Source organism: Rhizobium sp. P40RR-XXII, assembly GCF_012641405.1.
GTDB lineage: Bacteria > Pseudomonadota > Alphaproteobacteria > Rhizobiales > Rhizobiaceae > Rhizobium.
In genome coordinates this window covers 19842-38169 of record NZ_JABAII010000031.1, presented here as the reverse complement: position 1 = coordinate 38169, position 18328 = coordinate 19842, and the positions used below count along the sequence as shown (strand labels likewise).

Here is an 18328-nt window from a genome sequence, read left to right as displayed (position 1 = left end):
AAAGCCGCGTTCACCGCATCCAGGCGATCGCACAGTGGAAGGCTGCGGCGGGAGCCGTGGCCTGAGATCAATCCTGAAGGCCGAACGTCAAACGTGCTTCCGAATTCAAGTTAAGGTGACATCGCCCGCGCTGGCATTTCGTCAGATAGGCCCTCGCCTCAAGCCGTGTGCTGCCGTGGTGTCTGACCGAAGGTTCGACGAAAAGCGTGGCTGAACGCACTTTGGGATATGTAGCCGACACTCGCCGCGACGTCGCTGACGCTAGAATGACTTTCAGCCAGCGCGGCACGGGCGCGGGTCATCCGCCAGTTGCGCATATACGCGAACGGCGCCTGTCCTATGCGGCGAGTAAAGGCGGACGAGAAGGCCGCCCGTGACATGCCCGCCTCAGCGGCCAGATCAGCAACGGTCCATGGCCGCGCGACATCGCCATGAAAACATTGAATCGTTCGCCCGAGGCGGGGATCCGCCAGCGCGCCAAGCCATCCGCTTGTGGTGTCGGAACCTGACGCGAACGTGCGGATAGCATGGATCATAAGAACCTCCGCTAACCTGGCTGTGACAACCTCGTGTCCCATAGCGGACTGCTCTGCCTCCGCGTCCAAAAGACCCAGAACCGCCGTGATCGCTGCGGCTCCCGTCGACATTCTAGGGACGTGCATGAAAGCCGGCAACATATCGAGGAGGAAGGCGGCGTTCCCGGGCGAGAAGGAAATGCCGCCGCCGATCGTCACCGTCTCGTCACCCCCCAGCTGCACAAGGTCATTCCCTTCGGCGCACAGGCGCGAACCGTCGATCGGCACCAGCGCGGGATCGCTCGCAATCGCATAGGCTGTGCGGCCGATCAAGCAGCAGTCGCCTGTCTCAAGGCGTTGCGGAGCGCTATCGGGCAGCAGGAGCCAACAGGCCCCACGCAGCACTGCGACGAATTTCAGGCGTTCCAGCGCTGTAAACGCCACCGCCCAATCGCCCGAGCCCTCGAAGCGAGTCCTCCGGGTTGCCCGCGCATCGAGCACTGTGAGCACATCTGATAATGGATCGAAGGTTCGAGACGATTGCGATAAATTCATGGCCTTTCAAGCATAGTACGTCCAGCGCGCTTTTCCTATAGTTATCGGGAAGGAGACGGACATATGAGCATTGCAGGCAAAGTAGTGGCGATCACGGGCGCGAGCAGCGGCATCGGCCGCGCAACCGCAATTCTTCTGGCGGAAGCAGGCGCGACGTTGGTGCTTGGCGCGCGGCGCGAAGACGTCCTGGCGGAGGTCGCTCGGGACATCTCTGCTGTCGGAGGCAAGGTTGCCTACAAGGTGACTGACGTGTGCGTTCGTTCCGATCTCGAGGCGCTCGTGGCACTTGCGGTAGAGCGCGGAGGCAGACTGGATGTCCTTGTCAACAATGCCGGCATCAGCCCTATTTCGCGCTTTGATGCCCTGCGTGTCGAAGACTGGGACGCGATGATCGACGTAAACCTGCGCGGCACGCTGTACGGTATCGCCGCTGCGCTGCCGATTTTCGCACGGCAGCGCAGCGGGCATGTCATCAACGTGGTATCGACCGCCGGCATCAAAATCGTGCCGACGATGGGCGTCTATGCCGCCACCAAGAATGCCGTCCGTACGATCAGCGAGACCCTGCGGCAGGAAGCGGGAGCGCATCTGCGGGTCACGGAGGTGTCGCCGGGCATGATTGCGACTAATCTCACTGACTCGTTCACAGACACGGCCGTCAGGGATGCCATTGCGGCACGGATCGCAGACATCGCAATCCCTCCTGCCGCGATCGCTCGCGGCATCGCCTACGCCATCGATCAGCCTGACGACGTGGACGTGGGCAGCATCGTAATCCGACCGACCGCGCAGGATTGAACGTCCATACCCTGGGACGCGCTGCCTATGGTTGAACTAAGGCTTCTCCGGGCAACGACCGGCAGGTCGAGCTTTCGACCGGCGCATGCGTGGGATCATTCCAACAAACCCTGGTTTAATGTGACGCAGTGAAGCCGACCGCAAAAACGCCGGAACAGCCGCCGAATTTCATAAATACCCGTGCAGAAACCTATAGCCGATAAACCTCTTGCCGCAAGTTAATGCGGACCGGGGAGCAGTCACGCTTCGACCGGCGGTGTATAGCGCCGCGCTCGGCGACCGAGCTTGCTCCGCGGGTGGTGCATATATGCACAAGCGATGTTGAGGATTTTGGAATCCCGACGGCGCGCGCATCTTCCCACATCTCCCCCCGATAAGGAGCCGGCCGGCGCAAATCCCTCCGCGGAATCCAAGCAACCGTTCGCCTTGTCGCGCGCAATCGAGAATGCAGAGGTTGATATGTACGAAGCAGTCAAATGGCCGCAGGACATGGCTCCCAGCCGGTCGCCGATCCATTTCACAAATGAGCTGAAGGTCGCAGCCTCCCCTGAAACAATCTGGTCGCTGCTGGTGGATCCCGCTGCGTGGCCGAGTTACTATCCGGGCGTCGAGCATGTGGACCTGCTGGACGGCCATGAGTCTTTACGCCTTGGCACGCGGTTCGAAACCAATCTGGCCGGCCAGGATGTCTACGCATCGGTACAGGAATTCGAACCGATGACGCGCATCGCCTGGGGCGGCGGCCCCAAGGCGTCCCTGGAATCCAGGGCCTATCACGCCTGGATCATCACCCCGACGGCGAACGGAACCCATCTCTGGACCGAAGAGACGATGCAGGGTCCGCTGTGGATCGAACTGGCGAAACAGGCGCCGGACATCTTCTGGCGCACGCATCAGACGCTTCTGGAAGACCTTGCGAAAGTTGCCACGCTACGCGGCGGGCCTTCCGCGAACTGAGCCCGCGCCCGGCAAGTCCGGCGCAATCGACACCAATACAGATCGGAGAAGCAACATGAGTTACGCAATTATCGGCTTCGGCGCGGTGGGTCAGGCACTCGCCCGCGCCTTCGCCCGTAAGAACATCGAGGTGACTGTGGCCAGCCGGCGGCCGGCCGAGACGCTGGCGCCGCAGGCGCGGGCAATCGGTCCGGCGGTCGCCCCGGCGACGTTGAAGGAAGCTGTCAAAGCCGACGTAATCATCCTGGCGATCCCGTTTTGGCAACATCAGGAATTCACCAAGACCCTGCCGAGCTGGCAAGGCAAGATCGTCATTGATGTGACAAACGCATTCGGCGTTTCTGTCGAGGACCTGGACGGCCTTCCCTCCTCTGCCGTCATTGCCCGGGCGCTGCCCGGCGCTCGACTGGTCAAGGCCTTCAACCATCTGCCGGCGGGCGTCCTCGCCGAAGATCCGGCAACCAAGGGCGGACGGCGGGTGATCTTCCTGTCGAGCGACGACGAAGATGCGACCGCGACGGTTGCCGCCCTGGTCGAGCAGCTCGGCTATGCGCCGGTCAGCCTCGGGAAGATCGCCGAGGGCGGTCAGCTCGTACAGGCACGAAACAGGAGCTGGGCGCCCCTGATCTTCCAGGACCTGTTCAAGAAGGAGCAATGACCGATGTACGACCATGTAATTTGGCCCGAGCGCTACGATCCGAAGACATCGGCGATCTACGCGCTCAACGACATCGACGTGAAGGCGCCTCCCGAGGTGGTGTGGAAGCTGCTGGTCGACGCCGAGAATTGGTTCAGCTACTTTCCTGCCGAAGATCAGGTCAAAATCCTGACCGGCGAGCCGGAACTGGCGCTTGGAACCAGATACAGCAGGGTGACGGTCGGCTTTCCGATGAGTCTCGTCGTCACGGAATGCGAGCCCGGCCGCAGGCTCGCCTGGGCAACAACGGTCGATGGCGATGATACCGGATCGAGCGCCTACCACGGCTGGGTCATTACGCCCACGGACGCCGGGTGCCATGTATTGACCGAGGAAACGCAGCAAGGCGCCTTCTTCCTCGACGTGATCGGGCACAAGCATCCCGGTGCGCTTTACCGCTACCACCAGGAATGGGTCGAAAGCCTCGCCCGCGCGGCGGAAGCAGAATTCGCAAGGAAGGCAGGCTGACACCCCAACCCTGAAGCTTTGGCCAATCGGCCCCGGCCCATCTACAAATGGAGATGAACAAGATGAATATCGAACTCAAGGGCCGCAAGGCGATTGTCACAGGATCGACAGCAGGGATCGGACGCGCAACGGCAGAGGGATTGGCTCTTGCCGGCGCATCGGTCGTCATCAACGGTCGTGGAACGGCCAGGGTCGATGAGGCTGTGCGGCAGATGCGGCAAGCATTCCCTGCTATCGATATCGCTGGCGTTGCAGCCGACCTGGCGACCGCAGAAGGTGCTGAAGCCCTGATCGCGCAGGTCCCGGACGCCGATATCCTCGTGAACAATGTCGGCACGGCCTACTTGCGCGACTACAACGGCGTTGACGACATCGCGAAGATTCCCGACGAAGACTGGCTTGGGCTGTTCCAGTTGAACGTGATGAGCGGCGTGCGCGTGACGCGTCACTACCTGCCGCGCATGGTGAGGAACGGCTGGGGCCGCGTCGTGTTCGTCAGCAGCGAATCCGCGGTTAACATCCCTAAGGAGATGCTTGACTATGGCATGACCAAGACCGCGCAGCTCGCGGTCTCGCGCGGCCTTGCCGAGGCAGTCGCCGGTACCGGTGTCACCGTCAACGCTGTCCTGCCGGGACCGACCCGGTCTGAAATCCTGGGCGACTTCATGGCGAAGCAGGCCGAGGCAAACGGAATCACACAAGAGCAAGCCGAGCAGGGTTTCCTGAAGGCAATGCGTCCGACCTCCCTCATCCAGCGTTTCGCGACGACCGAGGAGGTCGCCAACATGATCGTTTACGCATGTTCCGAGCAGGCTTCGGCGACAACCGGTGCGGCTCTGCGTGTAGATGGTGGCGTGGTCCGCTTCGTCGCCTAAGTGCGAATTTGGACAACACTCACGAGAAGAGCCAGCAACCTTGCCTCGTTGAGCAAGGCAAGCTTCAATTCCACCGATGGCTTATCTATCTGCCTGGGGTTATCCTCAAACGACGCTCATGGGTCGAGGCCTATGGGCGTTGATCAGTACAACGGTCTTGATGGGGTCGAAACCGACAACCCTGTTATTCTAGCTTGCCACTGTAACAAATTATCTAGGAATCAGAGGAGTTTGGCGTTGTGGACTCACTGGTTTGGGGCCGGGAGCGGAAAGGCCGCCACATCCCGCATGTGTCGGATAGCTGCCGCGAAACTCCTCATTCCCTCGCCGCACCTGGCGGCTAGAGTCGCTCGTTCGGATCAGTCGCCGAAACCGTCGAATAAATGACTGCTAGTCGCGGCTCCATCCTTTAGACCATCAGATCATCGCTTGGGTCTTCGGCCGATCGATTTCGGTGATAGCGACGCGTGCTGCACGAGCTCGTGCCTGTAGTCCTGGAATGCACGTCGAAAGTCGTGGTCCAAGATTTTTCCACATACGTCAGAGCAAAAATATTCCCAACGATGCGTCCAAACGGAATGACCTGTCTTTCTCTTGAGGGTCGGCCCGCATAAAAACCTCTCTCGCTGCACTCCCATGTCAGAGCGCGCTGTTTCGAGAAGGCTCCGCAAGCAGTTCGATGAAAGCTTCCATTTCAGATCACATCCTCGCGTCTGCCGGCGCACTCTTTTACCGCGAAGGCATCCGCGCTGTCGGCATCGACCGCATCGTCGAAGAAACCAAGGTCGCCAAGGCAACGCTCTATCGGCATTTCCCGTCTAAGGATCATCTCGTGGCGGCCTATCTTCAGGATCGCCACGAGCGAGTCATTCGCTCTCTGAAAGAGGTTTTGAACGAAGTTCCCCGCCCGCGGGATCAGCTCAATCTCGTCTTTGAGCGGCTGCATGACAAGGCGGACAGCCCGGAGTTTCGCGGATGCGCGTTCGCCCTGGCGGTGGCCGAGCACGGCGATTCAGAACGCGTTGTCACCGTCGCGCGCGCTCACAAGGCGGCGGTCAGCCAGATGTTTCGCGCGCTGATGGAAAGAGCGGGTATTGAGGCAGCGCAGCCGGCCGACCATCTTTCCCTGCTCTACGAAGGAGCTCTGGCGACCGTCGCCGTTGGTCGCGATCCCGAGGCTGTTCTCACCGCCAGAGACTGCGCCCTCTTCGTATTCGACGCCGCACTTTCTTCCATCAAGACCGCTGAAAAAGGCAAAGCATGACAAAGGTAATAGACTATTTCTTCGGCATCGGTTCACCCTGGTCCTTCATTGGTCTTGATGCTTTTTCAGAACTTGCACTGAGACATGGAGCGTCGATCCGACCACATCTGATCTCGGTGATCGAGGACAATGGCGGGATCTACTCCCGCAACCGGCCGGAAGCCCGACGTGCCTACTGGACCAAGGACCTGAAGCGCTGGGCAGTCCTGCGCGGCAAGACGCTGAACTTCGAAAATCGCGCTGCCCTGTCCGATCCCACGCCCGCCGGCTTCATGGTCATCGCGGCCGTCGAGAACGGCTTGGATTGGCTTGGGCTCACGCGCGCTCTGCAGACGGCATTCTGGACGGACGCGGCGGATATCGGCCGGAGCGAGGTGCGCCAGGCAATCGCCAATTCGGTAGGGATCGATGGCGCAAAGCTGGAAGAACGCGCCCAGGCCGAGGGCACCCAATCGATCTGGAGATCCAACATCGAAAGCGCCAAAACCGCCGGTGTCTTCGGTCTCCCGACGTTTCGTTACGAAGACGAGCTCTACTGGGGGCAGGATAGCCTGCCCTTCCTTGAGCGCCACCTGAACGGGGAGAAAATCGCCGTCTGACAGCGAGCCTGGTGAGACCTGGTGCGGTCAATCCGCATCCGTGCCGGATCGTGACACATGGCACGATTTCGGCTGGCATGGTCAACATCGAAAGAGAGACGTGAAAGATGGGCATCCTTTCCGCTGAGCTATCGGGCCAATTCCTGGCGAGGTTCGGTGATCGCTTCTCGATCTCGCAGGCCCTGCGCGAGCAGCACGGCCGCGGCGAGCCCCATCACGCGCCGGCAATCCCGGACGCCGTCGAACTGATGCCTCTGCTGAAGCATGGCATCGATCCCAAAGGCATCATGAACCCCGGCAAGATCCTGCCGGCGTGAGTGTTGCCGATCTTTCCACTTTTGTCGCGGGAAACGGTGCGATGGACGTCTTCAAATCCCACAGCTCTCATTGGGGTGCATTCTATGGGCGGAACCAGGACAATGCGCTCGAAATCCGTCCCCATTCCGCCGACCCGCATCCATCTCCCCTGCTCGGAAATCTGTCCGCAATCGCCCATAGCCCCGCCCGTATCCGTCGCCCGGCCATCAGGCGCGGCTGGCTTGAAGGCAAGCCTGATAATGCCCGGAAGCGCGGGAGCGACGGTTATGTCGAGGTCACCTGGCCGGAAGCGCTCGATCTTGTCGCCAATGAGCTTCGCCGCGTTCACGCCGAAGCCGGACCGCAGGCGATCTTCGGCGGCTCGTACGGCTGGTCCAGCGCAGGGCGGTTTCATCATGCCCAAAGCCAGATCCACCGTTTCCTCAACATGCTTGGCGGATATGTCAGATCGGTCAATACCTACAGTTCGGGCGCGGCGATGGTCATCATTCCGCATGTGCTCGGCCCTTATGACACCTTCGACCGAAAGAGCGTAACCTGGGAAGCAATCGAGCGCAGCAGCGAGCTGATCGTTGCCTTCGGCGGCATGGCGGTCAAGAACACCGATGTCCATGGCGGCGGTATCAGCCGGCATGTCGTACGCCCCGCGCTGAGCGGTGCCCGTGCGCGCGGCGCGCGCTTCGTCCTCGTAAGCCCGCTCAAGGACGATCTTGCCGCCGATCTGGAGGCCGAATGGCTGCCGGTCATCCCCGGAACCGATGTCGCGCTCATGCTCGCAATCGCCTTCGTCCTCGTCAGCGAGGGGCGGCATGACCGGGAATTTCTCGACCGCTATACGACAGGCTATCCACGCTTCGAGGATTATCTGCTGGGACGCGGGGATGGCGTCGAAAAGAGCCCGCAATGGGCAGCCGGCATCTGCGGTATCGCGGCCGAGACGATCGTTGATCTGACGCGGCGCATGGCGAACGCCCGAACGCTGATCACCGTCAGTCATTCCTTGCAGCGCGCCGACTACGGCGAACAGCCTGTCTGGATGGGGATCGTGCTGGCGGCCATGCTCGGACAGATCGGGCTCGATGGCGGCGGTTTCTCTTATTCGCTCGGCGCCCTCGGCAACATCGGCAAAAGCCAGCTTGCCGTTCCCCTTCCGACGCTCAAGCAATTTCACAATCCAGTGCTGGACTTCATTCCCGTCGCGCGGATCGCCGACATGCTGCTGAAACCGGGCGAACCCTTCCACTACAATGGCCAGGCTCTGCGCTATCCTGACATCCGCCTCGTCTATTGGGCCGGCGGCAACCCGTTCCATCACCATCAGGATCTCAACAGGCTCCGCCAGGCGTTCAAGAAGCCGGAAACGATCATCGTGCATGAGACGGCCTGGACGTCCTCGGCACGCCACGCCGATATCGTCCTGCCCGCGACGACGACGCTTGAGCGCGACGATATCGGTGCAGCCGACCGCGATTCCATGATGATCGCCATGAAGAAGCTGATCGAGCCGGTCGGCGAAGCACGCGACGACTACGAGATATTCGCGGATATCGCAGAGCGCCTCGGCAAACGCGAAGAATTCACCGAGAACCGGTCGAGCCGCGAATGGCTCGCTCTCCTCTTCGAGACCACGCGCACGGCCCTCGCTGCCGGCGGTCATCCAGCGCCGGATTTTGAAACCTTCTGGGAGAAAGGCGAACTGCAGCTGCCGGTAAAGCCTGACGAAGGCGGCCCTGCGCGTGCATTCCGGGCCGATCCGGACGCCAATCCGCTGCCGACGCCGTCTGGCAAGATCGAAATCTTCTCTGAAGCGATAGAGAACTTTGGTTATGACGATTGCCGGGGCCATCCACGCTGGTTTGTACCGGACCCGACGACAAGGGCGGCGGAGAGCCGCTATCCCCTCTATCTCGTCTGCAACCAGCCCCATTCGCGTCTTCACAGCCAGCTTGACTATGGCGACTTCAGCCGCTCCACCAAGATCGACGGCCGCGAGCCGGTGCGCATCAACCCAACGGATGCGGCAGAGCGCGGCATTTCGGATCGTGATATCGTCAGGCTGTTCAACGCCCGCGGCAGTTGCCTGGCGGCTGCGGTGATCAGTGCGGATGTGAAACCTGGTGTGATGCAGCTTGCCACCGGCGCTTGGTTCGAGCCCGATGATGCTGATGCCGAGATGGCCATGTGCATTCATGGCAACCCGAATATCCTGACCCGTGATGCCGGCACGTCCCAGCTTGCCCAGGCCTCGACCGGGCAGCTGACAAAGGTCGATGCCGAGCGCTTCGCCGGGGAATTGCCGCGCGTGCGCATTCTCGACGGAATGACGTTCATCGACGAAGAGACCGCCAACGGCAATACCCTTACCGGCGAACAGGCACCGGAAATCCTGATCCTCGGACGTCAGATTGCGCTGATAAAATAATCTACAAATTTGATAGAAAAAGAACAACAAGTCTTTCTCGAAATCGATCCGCTCACATAGGCTCCTGTTCGTAATCAGCCTCGGCAACCCAACAGGACCGCTTTATGAACGACCGTTCTTTCCGCCCTCATCTTTCCAGGCGTCGTCTGCTGACCGTCACCTCTGCGCTGGCATTTGCCGCTCTGGTCGCAACAGCGAACGTAACCCCGGCATTGGCTGAAGACGGAGCGCATGATGGCGGAGACATCGTCTTTCTGATCGACTCCCTCGGGGACACCTGGATCCCCAACAACAGCGCGATCTCCAGCTTTCAGGGCCATATCTGGGGCCATGTGACCGACAAGCTTCTCTATGTCGATGCCGACGGCAAGGTCAGCCCGTGGATCGCCGAGCGCTGGGAGCAGAACGACAATGCGACCGAATTCACCCTGCATCTCAAGACCGGTGTGACCTTCTCCGATGGCAGCCCGCTCGATGCGGCAGCCGTCGTCGCAAATCTCGACATCTGGTATGCCGGGCGTAAGAGCGAGGGCATCAATCCGATCGGCCTATTCCCCAAGACCTATGATCACGCCGAAGCCGTCGATGCGACAACCGTGAAGGTCTTCTTCAAGAAGCCGACCCTCGGCTTCATTCCGACGCTCGGCTACCACGGCTCGATCCTCATTTCGCCGAAGACCATCGCCTCGCCGGCAAGCGCCCAGGCGGACTTGGGCAAGACCTCCGGCAGCGGCCCTTATGTCGTCGAGTCCTGGAAGGAAGGCGACTATGTCAAGCTTGCCAAGCGCAAGGATTACAACTGGGGGCCGGCAGCGGTGGGCCAGACCGGTCCCGCCCATCTCGATACGATCACCTACAAGCTCGTGTCGGAACCGTCGCTGCGAGTTGCGGCAGTGCAGTCCGGCCAGGCCGATGTCGCCTACAACGCATCGCCTCAGGAACTCGAGTCCCTCAAGTCGGAGGGCCTCACGGTCGCCACGCCCCGCTATCTCGGCTTCGTCAACGGCTGGGCGATCAACACCAAACTTGCCCCATATGACGACGTGAAGGTTCGCCAAGCGCTTCAGGCAGGCATCAATCGCCAGGAAATCATCGACACCGTCTATACGCCCGACTGGAAGCTCGCAACGTCCTTCATTCAGAGCAACGTTCCGGGTGCGACCGATCAGAGCGCGCTCCTCGCCTACAATCCTGAAAAGGCGGAGAAGCTTCTCGACGAGGCAGGATGGAAGAAGGGAGCGAACGGCATCCGCGTCAAGGATGGCAAGCCGCTGTTACTGACGCTGAACTCGAACCCCTACCTCGCGACATCGAAATCGATCGACGAACTGATTTCGCAGCAGCTCGGCAAGATCGGCTGGAAGGTCGATATCCGCGCCTATGACGTCGTCACCTTCGGCCAGAAGGTCAAGTATGGCGGCGCGGGAGTGCCGGCATATGAGGTGACACGCTCCTTCATCGACGCAGGCACCGTCGCCGGCATTCTGACCAACGCCAACAATGGCGAGAACTGGTTTGCGCTCGACGAGAGCGACAAGACCCTCAACGATCTGCGCGACAAGATCGCTGGCGCCGGCTCCATCGAGGCTCGCAAGCCGCTTCTCGACGAGCTGCAGAAATACGTCCTCGACCTGGGCTATTTCATTCCGCGAACGCAGATCGTCCAGCGCATCTACGTGCAGTCGCCGAAGCTCAAGGGCGAGGTCTACAACGGCGTCGCCTATGCCAATTACTACACCGCGACGAAGAGCGAATAGCCCGGCCATTCAACAGACACGGAGGTGATGGGCATGAGCAAAGCCTATTTCAACTATGCCGGAAAGCGGCTGCTGCAGGCGATCGTGGTGATCCTGCTGTCTTATGTCTTCACCTTTGTCGTCGTCAGCATCCTGCCCGGCGATCCGATCACCAATGTCCTGAACAACCCGCAGAACGGCTTCACCCCGGATGAGATCAAGGAGATTATCGCAGCGCAGGGGCTGGACCAACCGATCCCCGTGCAGCTTTGGAACGCCTTTTCCGGCTTCGTGACCGGCGATCTCGGTCTGTCGATGCGGACCAACAGGCCGGTAGCGACGCTGATCGCCGAGGTTCTGCCATCGACGTTGGTGCTTGCCTCGGCGGGCCTTGCTGTTGCACTCTTCCTGGCAGCGATCATCGCCTACGGCACACAATTTCTGCCCCGGCGGTTCGGACAGGGTCTGCTGCGCGGCTTTCCCTCGCTGTTCCTCTCGGTGCCGAACTTCGTGATCGGCCTGGTGCTGATCCACCTCTTCGGTTTCCAGCTCGGCATCTTTCGCGTCATCGAGCCCAACAGCTTCTGGGCGACGCTTTTCGCAGCGATCGCCCTCGGCATTCCGATCTCCGCGCAGATTGCCGAAGTCCTGATTGCCAATCTCGACCATGAATCCGGCCAAGACTACGCCGCAGTCGCGCGCGGACGCGGGCTTGGTCACATGCGACTCTTCGTCATGCACCTGCTGAAGCCGTCCTCACTGCCCGTCATCACCGTCGTCGCACTGACGATAGGCGAATTGCTCGGCGGGTCGCTGATCACCGAGACGGTGTTTGGCCGAAACGGGCTTGGCAGTCTGGTCCAGCGGTCGGTCAGCACTCAGGACCTGCCGGTTCTACAGGCCGTCGTTTCGCTCGCCGCGGTGGTGTTTGTCGTCGTCAACCTGATTGCCGACCTCACCTACCCGCTGCTCGATCCCCGCGTAAAACTCCTCGGCACGCAGCAGCGTCGCCCGACAACCGCTGACGACAGCTCTCTCCCCATCTCCAAGGCGGTGACCCCATGACACTCGCCTCCATTTCTTCCACCCCACGTACGACGCGGGTCGGCCGTCTGACGGGCCTGCGTGTGCCGCCTGTCGTAATCCTCTCCTTCCTGGTCGTCGCTCTGGCGATCGCATGGTCCTTGGCGCCTGGTCTGTTCACCGGCTACGATCCGGTGAACGGCACTCCCGCCCAGAAGCTGCTCGGCCCAAGTGCAGCGCACTGGTTCGGCACCGATCACCTCGGCCGCGACCTCTATGCCCGCGTCGTCTATGGCACAGCCTCATCGGTAGCCAGCGCACTGATTGCGGTCGTGATCGGCGTTGTCGCCGGCGGAACTATCGGACTGCTGGCCGGCTTCTTCGGCGGCTGGGTGGACACGGTCTTTGCCCGCCTCGTCGACGTTTTGCTGGCCATCCCCAAATTCCTGCTGGCGGTGATCGTCGTGACCGCAATCGGTTTCGACACGACGAACGCGGCAATCGCGACGGGCGTCTCGGCCGTCGCTCTTTTTGCCCGGGTGATGCGCTCCGAAGTCATCAAGACGAGGCAGGCAACGTTCGTCGAATCGTCCTTCCTTCTCGGTGGCTCCCCCTGGCACATTCTGTGGCGCCACGTGCTTCCAAACGCATCGCGATCGGTGCTGCCACTTGCGGTCTTGCAGTTCGGCGACTCCATCCTGGTAATCGCCAGCCTTGCCTTCCTTGGCTACGGCGACCCGCCACCTGCTTCCGATTGGGGCCTGCTGATCTCGATCGGCAAGGATTACCTCAAATGGCCCTGGCTGGTTTACGCCCCTGCCCTCGTTACGATCGCAACCGTTCTCTCTGTAAACAGGATCAGCCGATGGCTCCGCAAGACAGACTGACAACGTTTTTGAATCGTCCATCGTCCCCGTTGCTGCGCACTGAAGGATTGTCGGTCGCCTACGGCACCCGCAGGGTCGTGACCAATGTCGGCTTCGAGCTTGGACGCGGCAAAAGCCTCGCGCTGATCGGCGAATCCGGATCGGGCAAATCGACGATCGCCCGTGCCGTCCTGCGGCTGCTTCCCGGAACGGGACAGGCCACGGGCCGCGTCGAATTCGATGGCCAGGAGCTTCTGGGGCTTCCGGAGCGTCGCTTCCGTCCGTTCAGGGGACGCAGGATCGGCTTCGTGCCGCAGGATCCGGGCAACTCTCTGAACCCGGTTCGCACCATCGGCGCCCAGGCGATGGAAGCTGCCGCACTGCTGGATGAGCCCGACAAGGCGCTTCGCAAGGCACTTGTTCTGGAGACATTCGCGCAGGTCGGGCTCGACAATCCGCAGCGCGTCTATGACTCCTACCCTCATCAGCTTTCCGGCGGCATGCTCCAGCGCGTGCTGATCGGTCTCGCCGTTCTGCCGCGACCCTCGCTGCTGGTCGCAGACGAGCCGACCTCCGCGCTCGATGTGACGATCCAGAAGCGCATTCTCGACCTTTTATCGAAGCTGCGGGAGGAGCTGCAGATCAGCCTTCTCCTGATTACCCATGACCTGGCGATCGCAGCCGAGCGCGCGGATTCCATTGTGGTGCTCAAGGACGGCGCCATCCAGGAAGCCGGCAGTACCGCTACGGTATTCTCCGCCCCTTCCTCGTCCTATGCCAGAAAGCTCCATGGCGATGTGCCGGCTCTCAACCCGGACCGGTACGGGCCGTTGCGAGAGCCCGGTTTCCGGCACCTCGCCGCCAGGCGCGAAAGGACCCCGAAGATCGAGGTCAGCGGCGTAACGAAGAACTTTGCCGTCGACGGCAAGGTTCTGACCGCCGTCAACGAGGTCTCGTTCAACGTGCAGGCGGGAACGACGCATGCGCTGGTCGGGGAATCCGGATCCGGAAAGACGACGGCGATCCGGCTTCTGCTTGGGCTGGAACAACCCGATACCGGGAGGATCACTGTCGGCGGCGAGCAGGTCAACGGTCGGTCACCCCAGCAGTTGCGCTCCGTCTGGCGGCACCTGCAGCTCGTCTACCAGAACCCCTTCACGTCTCTTGATCCGACCTGGAACGTCGAGAAAATTGTGCGCGAGCCGCTGGAGCGCTTCAAGATCGGGGCACATCGGGAGCGGGCACTCGCGGTGCGCAAGGCGTTCGCAGATGTCGGGCTGGGGGAGCATCTCTTGTCCCGCAAGCCCGCCGCCTTGTCTGGCGGCCAGCGCCAGCGCGTTGCCATCGCCCGGTCGCTTGTCCTGAAACCTGATGTGATCGTGCTTGACGAGCCCACCTCGGCGCTCGACGTCAGCGTTCAGGCCGATATCGTCGAAGTGCTGCTGTCTCTGCAGGTCAAGCTTGGCCTCACCTACATCTTCGTGTCGCATGATCTGGCGCTTGTACGCCAGCTTGCCCACACGGTCTCGGTCATGCAGCGCGGACGCATCGTCGAGCACGGCACAGTCGGAGAGATCTTCGACACGCCCCGCCAGCCCTACACCCGCGCGCTGCTGGAATCGATCCCATCAGGTGCCGCGCGTTTTGCGCGCACCCAGCCCCTGCAGCAGCGGCAGGTCTTCAATGAGGAAAAGATCGCATGACCGTCATCGCTTCCGCCCCGACACCGTCCGCGTCATTCCGTCCGAAGAAACGGCTCGGGTTCAACACGCGCGTCTCGTTCAACGATGAGACCGGCCCCGCCCACGGCTTGCGGGAGGGCATTGAGCTTTTCAAGGCGGCCGAACGTCTGGGCTACCAGTCAGGCTGGGCCTATCAGCGGCATTTCGACCACTATCTATCCTCGCCGCTGCCCTTCTTTGCCGCAGCGGGCCAGCATACCAGCCATATCGTGCTGGGCTCGGCCGTCATTCCGATGCGCTATCAGGATCCCATCCTATTGGCGGAAGCCGCGGCGACGACCGACCTCCTGATTGGCGGCAGATTGGAACTGGCGATCTCGACCGGCGCTAACGCAGCCTTCGATGCCGTCTTCGGCACGGTCGAAGCCGATGCCCGGACGGAAGCCAAGCGCCGTCAGGCGCGTTTTCTGTCCGCGATCTCCGGCGAGGTTCTTCACACCGTCGCAGAACCCGGCCAGGGTGCCGCCGAAGGCAGCCAATTGAGGGTGACGCCGCACAGTCCGACCCTTCGCTCGCGCATTCGCCAAGGGTCCGCGAGCCTCGGGTCAGCGATCCAGGCCGCCGAACTCGGAATTGGGCTGATCGCCGGAACCGTACAGCACGACCACGCCGAGGGTGAGAGCTTCGGAAGCTATCAGGCCCGTTGCATCGAGGCTTTCCGGGCAACCTGGCGAAAGCAGCGGACAAGCGAGCCGCCGCCTGTCGCCGTGGCGGCCTCGGTCCTGGTCGGCACGACGCCGGAGCTTCGCGAGAAATATGCAGCCTATGATCTCGAGCGACGTACCCAGGGCATCGCCGCATCGCGGCCGAAGGGTGCCCTCGAACCGAGCTCGCGGACCAACCAGCCGCCGGGAAGCCAGATCTCGCCGGTCTTCCACGGCACAGCGGACCAGGTGATCGAAGCAGTACTCAGCGATCCCGGGCTGGCTGCGGCCGACGAGATCGTTCTCTTCCTGCCGCCGGCCTTCGGCCTCACCGAAAATATCCAGCTGCTGACCGACCTTGCCGGGACCATCGCCCCGAGCCTTGGTTGGTCGCCTCATTGGTAAAACCACCACTGAAATTTGAACGCCGGCAAACGTCGATTAGAGATATTTTCTATAGTTTAAGTAGAAATAGAAAGACCTGTCTTCCTTAACCTTTGTCTGCCGCCTAACTTTCGACCACCATCGACAATCAGAGGAGCTCCCATGTCCGCGGAATTCATCAGCGTCAGCTTTCCCAACGCCTCGAACGACCTCAATCCCATCCCGGACGCTCCGGTCGATCCCCAATATCTCGAGCGCTACTCGCGCGCCCTTGACGACTACGGCTTCAACTACACGCTGATCCCCTACTCGTCGTCCTCGTTTGACCCCTTTACCCTTGGCGCCACCGTTCTGGCGCATACGAAGCACATCAAGATCATCGTGGCGCTGCGGCCCAATACCGTCTACCCGACGGTCGCTGCCAAATCGCTTGCCACGCTTGACCAGTTGAGCGGCGGCCGCGTTGTCGTCCACTTCATTGCCGGCGGCAGCGACGACGAGCAGGCGCGCGAGGGCGACTTCCTCAACAAGGAACAGCGCTACGAGCGGCAGGAGGAATATATCCGTATCCTGCGCCTTGCATGGACCTCGACCGAGCCCTTCGATTTCGATGGCAAGTATTACCAGTTCAAGCAGTTCCGCAGCGCCGTTCGTCCGACGCAGGGGCTGATCCCGATTTCGGTTGGCGGCTCCTCTGATGCTGCGTATCGAATCGGAGGTTCACTGGGCGACATTTTCGGACTATGGGGCGAGCCTCTGGCGGAAACCAAGCAGCAGATCGAGCGTATCTACGCCGAGGCGGCGAAAGCAGGCAGGACGGACCGGCCGCGGATCTGGGTGACCTTCCGCCCGATCGTCGCGGAAACTGACGAACTGGCATGGGAGAAGGCCCACGGGGTGCTCGACCGTCTCAAGGAAAACCGGGAAAAGGGCCTTCATCGCGCACCGCCCTCTGCCCCTCGCCCCGCCAATGTCGGATCGCAGCGGCTCCTTGATATCGCCGCGCGCGGCGATGTCCACGATCGGGCCCTGTGGTATCCGACGGTGACGGCGACCAATGCCTCCGGCGCCACGACCGCACTCGTCGGATCACCGCGCACCATTGCCGATTCAATCCTCGACTATATCGATCTCGGCGCCGACCTGATCTCCATCCGCGGCTATGACAATTTCAACGATGCCGTCGACTACGGACGCTACATCCTGCCGCTGGTGCGCGAGGGCATTCGGGAGCGGGACGAGGCAAAGAAGAAGGCCGCAGCCTGATGATCGCGCGCGACATGGCTTTCGATGCAAGCCTGTTGAGCGCGACGACGCGCGCTCTTGCGGACGCAGCTGCCGATGCGGACCGAACCGGGGATTTCCCCTGGACGGGCATCCGTGCGGTTCATCAAAGCGGCCTGCTCGAAAGCACTGTCGCGGCGAGATATGGCGGCGCCGGCGCAACCCTCCACGACGCCGCGACGATCCTTGCCGCCCTCGGCCGGGGCGATCCGTCGGTCGCGTTGATCAGCGCGATGACGATCTTCAACCACCTCGGTCAAGCGACGAAAAACCATTGGCCCGAGGACCTCTACAAACGCTTGCTTGCCCAGGCCAAGCAGCATCCGCTGCTGCTCAATGCGGCGCGTGTCGAACCGGAACTCGGCTCGCCCGCCCGTGGCGGCCTGCCGGCGACGGTTGCCCGCCGTACCGCATCCGGCTGGTCGATCACCGGCCGCAAGCGGTTCGTGACAGGCGCGCTCGGTCTGACCCATTTCCTGGTCTGGGCTCACACCGACGAAACGCCCGCCCGCGTCGGAACATTCGTCGTTGCGAACAAGCTTGCGGGCATTCGCGTCGTCGAGAGCTGGAACAGCCTTGGCATGCGCGCCTCCGGCTCCCACGATGTCGAATATGCCGATGTCGAAATTCCGCTGGAGAATGTCATCGACCTGGTCGATCCATCCGTTGCACAGCAGGACAACCGCGCCCACGCGGCAATCACGCTGGCGCTGACCGCGCTCTACCTTGGGGTGGCTGAAGCGGCTCAGGACGCGTTCATCCGCTTTGCTCACGAGCGCGTTCCGACCAACCTTGGCCAGCCGATTGCCAGCACCGAACGCTTCGTGAACCTCTCCGGCGAAATCGACCTCCTCGTCTCCGGCGCCCGGCAGATCATTTTCGATGCCCTGAACGACAAGCAAGCCGAGGCCGAAAAGCACATCAGGGCACGGCTGATCGCCGGCCGGCAGTTGCGCGACGCGGTGCAGATCGCCGTGCGCGGCATCGGCAATCCCGGCCTTGGGAACGAACTGGGTCTGGAGCGCCATTTCCGGGACATTCAGTCGGTGCTCGTCCATGCCCCGCAGGAAGATACGTCCATTTCCATTCTCGGGCGCGCCGCCTTCAAACGCTGGAAGAGCGAAAAGGACGCGCCATTGGCGCCTTCGGTCAATCTCGCCGTATTGAAGACGGCCTGATCA

The 18328-nt window shown here is 61.7% G+C and carries 17 protein-coding genes; 16 read left to right on the top strand and 1 reads right to left on the bottom strand.

Features of this window, described 5'->3' with window-relative positions; all coding sequences use genetic code 11:
* Window positions 1–158: 158 nt before the first annotated feature.
* Window positions 159–1070, bottom strand: a complete 912-nt coding sequence (locus HGP16_RS32605) for an AraC family transcriptional regulator (protein ID WP_168844074.1) — start codon at window positions 1068–1070, stop codon at window positions 159–161.
* 63 nt (window positions 1071–1133) lie between these two features.
* On the opposite strand from HGP16_RS32605, the gene HGP16_RS32600 reads away from it, so the two are divergent.
* The 16 genes from HGP16_RS32600 (at window position 1134) to HGP16_RS32525 (ending at window position 18325) form a co-directional block, all read left to right on the top strand.
* On the top strand, window positions 1134–1868 hold the full coding sequence (locus HGP16_RS32600; RefSeq protein ID WP_168844073.1) for an SDR family oxidoreductase: 735 nt from the start codon (window positions 1134–1136) through the stop codon (window positions 1866–1868).
* 459 nt (window positions 1869–2327) lie between these two features.
* Window positions 2328–2825, top strand: coding sequence for an SRPBCC domain-containing protein (locus tag HGP16_RS32595; RefSeq protein WP_168844072.1), 498 nt, complete (start codon window positions 2328–2330; stop codon window positions 2823–2825).
* Between the two features lie 25 nt (window positions 2826–2850).
* On the top strand, window positions 2851–3483 hold the full coding sequence (locus HGP16_RS32590; protein WP_312862968.1) for an NADPH-dependent F420 reductase: 633 nt from the start codon (window positions 2851–2853) through the stop codon (window positions 3481–3483).
* Between the two features lie 3 nt (window positions 3484–3486).
* Entirely contained in the window at window positions 3487–3990 is a 504-nt protein-coding gene (locus HGP16_RS32585; protein WP_168844070.1) for an SRPBCC domain-containing protein, read from the top strand.
* Between the two features lie 62 nt (window positions 3991–4052).
* Entirely contained in the window at window positions 4053–4865 is an 813-nt protein-coding gene (locus tag HGP16_RS32580) for an SDR family NAD(P)-dependent oxidoreductase (protein WP_168844069.1), read from the top strand.
* Between the two features lie 679 nt (window positions 4866–5544).
* Window positions 5545–6129, top strand: a complete 585-nt coding sequence (locus tag HGP16_RS32575) for a TetR/AcrR family transcriptional regulator (protein ID WP_168844068.1) — start codon at window positions 5545–5547, stop codon at window positions 6127–6129.
* Window positions 6126–6728, top strand: a complete 603-nt coding sequence (locus HGP16_RS32570; RefSeq protein WP_168844067.1) for a 2-hydroxychromene-2-carboxylate isomerase — start codon at window positions 6126–6128, stop codon at window positions 6726–6728. Before HGP16_RS32575 ends, HGP16_RS32570 begins: the two co-directional genes overlap by 4 nt.
* Before the next feature lie 107 nt (window positions 6729–6835).
* Window positions 6836–7045, top strand: coding sequence for an FAD-linked oxidase C-terminal domain-containing protein (locus HGP16_RS32565; RefSeq protein ID WP_168844066.1), 210 nt, complete (start codon window positions 6836–6838; stop codon window positions 7043–7045).
* Window positions 7046–7086: 41 nt separating this feature from the next.
* Window positions 7087–9468 carry a molybdopterin guanine dinucleotide-containing S/N-oxide reductase gene (locus HGP16_RS32560; protein ID WP_246703640.1) on the top strand — a complete coding sequence of 794 codons (2382 nt, stop codon included), beginning with the start codon at window positions 7087–7089 and terminating at the stop codon, window positions 9466–9468.
* 104 nt (window positions 9469–9572) lie between these two features.
* Window positions 9573–11225, top strand: coding sequence for an ABC transporter substrate-binding protein (locus HGP16_RS32555; protein ID WP_168844065.1), 1653 nt, complete (start codon window positions 9573–9575; stop codon window positions 11223–11225).
* Between the two features lie 33 nt (window positions 11226–11258).
* Window positions 11259–12269, top strand: a complete 1011-nt coding sequence (locus HGP16_RS32550) for an ABC transporter permease (RefSeq protein WP_168844064.1) — start codon at window positions 11259–11261, stop codon at window positions 12267–12269.
* The gene (locus tag HGP16_RS32545) at window positions 12266–13114 is read left to right on the top strand and encodes an ABC transporter permease (protein WP_168844063.1); all 849 of its coding nucleotides are present in this window, start codon (window positions 12266–12268) and stop codon (window positions 13112–13114) included. Before HGP16_RS32550 ends, HGP16_RS32545 begins: the two co-directional genes overlap by 4 nt.
* Window positions 13093–14796 (top strand): ABC transporter ATP-binding protein, encoded by a 1704-nt coding sequence (locus HGP16_RS32540; RefSeq protein WP_168844062.1) that lies wholly within the window; start codon window positions 13093–13095, stop codon window positions 14794–14796. Before HGP16_RS32545 ends, HGP16_RS32540 begins: the two co-directional genes overlap by 22 nt.
* A complete protein-coding gene (locus HGP16_RS32535) occupies window positions 14793–15884 on the top strand; it encodes an LLM class flavin-dependent oxidoreductase (protein WP_168844061.1) in 1092 nt (363 codons plus the stop codon). Before HGP16_RS32540 ends, HGP16_RS32535 begins: the two co-directional genes overlap by 4 nt.
* Before the next feature lie 141 nt (window positions 15885–16025).
* On the top strand, window positions 16026–17129 hold the full coding sequence (locus tag HGP16_RS32530) for an LLM class flavin-dependent oxidoreductase (RefSeq protein ID WP_168844060.1): 1104 nt from the start codon (window positions 16026–16028) through the stop codon (window positions 17127–17129).
* Entirely contained in the window at window positions 17129–18325 is a 1197-nt protein-coding gene (locus HGP16_RS32525; RefSeq protein WP_168844059.1) for an acyl-CoA dehydrogenase family protein, read from the top strand. Before HGP16_RS32530 ends, HGP16_RS32525 begins: the two co-directional genes overlap by 1 nt.
* Window positions 18326–18328: the final 3 nt, after the last annotated feature.